Source organism: Trichocoleus sp. FACHB-262 (genome assembly GCF_014696035.1).
In the GTDB taxonomy this organism is placed as follows: Bacteria; Cyanobacteriota; Cyanobacteriia; order FACHB-46; family FACHB-46; genus Trichocoleus.
In genome coordinates, this window is the sequence record NZ_JACJPK010000099.1 from 1 (window position 1) to 2,659 (window position 2,659).

At 53.1% G+C, this 2,659-nt stretch carries 1 protein-coding gene; it reads left to right on the forward strand.

From position 1 onward, the window contains the following. Nucleotides 1-311 precede the first annotated feature (311 nt). Nucleotides 312-2,552: a plasmid replication protein, CyRepA1 family gene (locus H6F68_RS24105; protein ID WP_190562966.1), complete on the forward strand. Its 2,241-nt coding sequence runs from the start codon at nt 312-314 to the stop codon at nt 2,550-2,552. Nucleotides 2,553-2,659 lie beyond the last annotated feature (107 nt).

Consider the following 2,659-nt stretch of genomic DNA (forward strand, 5'->3'; position numbering starts at 1 on the left):
AATTGAGGTGATGGCTATGTTCTAGGGGGTCCTAGAAGCCAAAAACCCCAACTGGTGGTACAGAAGGGGTCACAAGGCTGAATTGGTTGTTTTTAGGGATAGAGGGGACTCTAACTTGTACGCTTGGCGGCTTGCAGTTAGGTCGCCCACATCGTTATGCGCCTATATTAACTCGATTTGTCAGGGAATTCAATTGGAATTTACATAAATTCCGCTTTGAAATTTCAGCAGCTTCAGCCTCAGTTGGGGTTGTTGTTCCTATAGCGCATAGCTCTCTATCCCTTACTTAGTAAGGATTAGGGAGATTTATTGTGAATACTCAAGTTTTGCTGAGGACTCATCCTGGGGAAGAACCTCAGGATGCGCCCTCGGCTCATATCCAATCCCCACATTGGCAAGAGTGGCTCAAGAGTGGGGTTGACCCCGCACTGATTGCCAAAAGCCTTAAAAGTCTGAATGGGGAGACCCCTTACGACTATCTTTGTTACTCTGCACAGTTAGAGCGCACTAACGCCGGACGACTCGTTACCCGGTTGATACGACAGTACGCTCATGTCGAGTTCGGCGGCTGGTGGTGTAACGGCCTGGACCCACTGGATGATTGGCAGCCCATGCTCTGGGGGTGCTTCAAACCCAATCGGCCCCGCATCGACTTAGAGAAGTCTAAGGTCATTAAGTACGAGCATCCGCCAAAGCTGCCGACCCGCGCTTTCTTCCTCAACCTCCCTCCGCGCCTGTGGCTGGAAGTCGCAACTCGCTATGGAGTCACTTCCACTGAAGTAGAGAGTCAGAAAGAGACCCAAGCTGTTGCATCTGAAACCGCCTCAAGATTTTGGCAGTGGGTGCTAAAACATCCTGCCATCCCAATCATTTTGGTCGAAGGAGCTAAGAAAGCGGCTTGTTTACTCAGCAATGGCTATGTGGCGATCGCCCTGCCCGGCATCTTCAACGGTCGGCGGGTGCTGCGCGATGAAGCGGGTAAAATCTGGGCCGAGTCCTTAATCCCAGAACTCGCTCTATTTGCCGTCCCCAGTCGCCGCTTCTACTTCTGCTTCGACCACGACCGCAAACCCCAAACAATCAAGAACGTCAATCTCGCCATCCTCAAAACTGGCAAGCTACTCGAGCAACAAGGCTGCGAGGTACAAGTCATCTGCCTGCCTGGCCCTGAGAAAGGGGTGGATGACTTTGTCGTCAGCCAAGGTGCTGAGGCTTTTCAAACCCTCTACTCCCAAGCCGCCGCTCTCAGCCACTGGCAGTGGGTGCAGCAACAGCGGCAACAGCTGACTTACTCTCCCAGCTTAGTTCTCAACGCTCCTGACTTGTCCCAACTTCAGTTCCCGGCCCTCACACCCTCTGATGCCAGTCCTGCCCATCAACTTAACGCTGGCATCCTGGCGATCTGCTCCAGCAAAGGTACAGGCAAAACCAAGCTGATGGCACAACTCGTGGCTGATTCCCGCAAAGTCCTGCTGCTAACTCACCGTCGCTGCTTGGGGCGATCGCTAGCCGAACGCATGGGGCTGACCTGGAAAAGTGATGCGGATAAAGCCAATGGGCAATGGATTGATGCCCAGGGGAAAGGGACGACTCAGCGCTTAGGGCTCTGTGTCGATTCCTTGCTGTCCATCGACCCGAATCAATTTGTTGGCTGTGACCTCGTCATCGATGAAGTCTGCCAAGTTCTGACGCATCTATTAACTTCGAATACCTGCCGCAAAGATGGCAAACGCCCTGCTCTCTTAGCACGTTTACACTGGCTGATGCGCGTGGCTCACCGAGTTGTCGTGGCCGACGCGGATCTGAATGACTCCACCCTCAAGTACCTGCAACAACTCCGAGGTGAAGCCGATGGCGTGAACTTGATCTACAACCATTACCAACCTCAAGGCTATCCAGTGCAGTTTCTGCATTGCCCTAATGATTCTGCCATCACGGCTCAACTATTAGAGGATATTCAAGCAGGTAAAACTGTGCTGCTGCAAACCGACTCTAAGGACTACGCTGATGCGATCGCGGCGATGCTCCCCCCTGAAAAACGCCGCATCAAGATTACTAGCGATACCTCTGGGAATGAAGAAGCGGTTGAATTTGTCCGTCATATTAACGAGCAAGCTCCTCACTACGATGTGGTGATTGCCACGCCCTCGATGGCGACTGGGGTGAGTATCGAAGTTGATCATTTTGCGGTTGTCTATGGTGTTTTCTTCGGGACGATTCCGGACGCCGACGCGGCTCAAGCTCTGAGTCGCGTCCGTGCTCCCATCCCTCGGGTCGTTTGGTGTGCTGCCCAAGGCAAGAACTTCTCTGAGGTGGACCGCAGCGAGTACCCTTGGCAGATCAAGCGATCGCTGAAGACGAAGTTTGACCAGGAAGCCGCGCTGATACGCTCCAGTTTGCATCCCGACTTGATTCCGGTTCTGGATGCGGAAGTCGATTGGGAGCAAAACCCCCATTTGAATTTGTGGGCTGATATTACTGCTAACCTCAATCGAGCCATGTGGCGTTTACGGGACCAGTTGCAAGCCCGACTGCTCTATGAAGGCAATTAAGCACCCCGGAGCGACCGGGTGATCAATGTGGACAAGAATGCCGCTTACCCGGTTGCCATTGCAAGGCTAAAAAGTGCTCAAACGCTGGCAGCAGAGACCCAACTGCG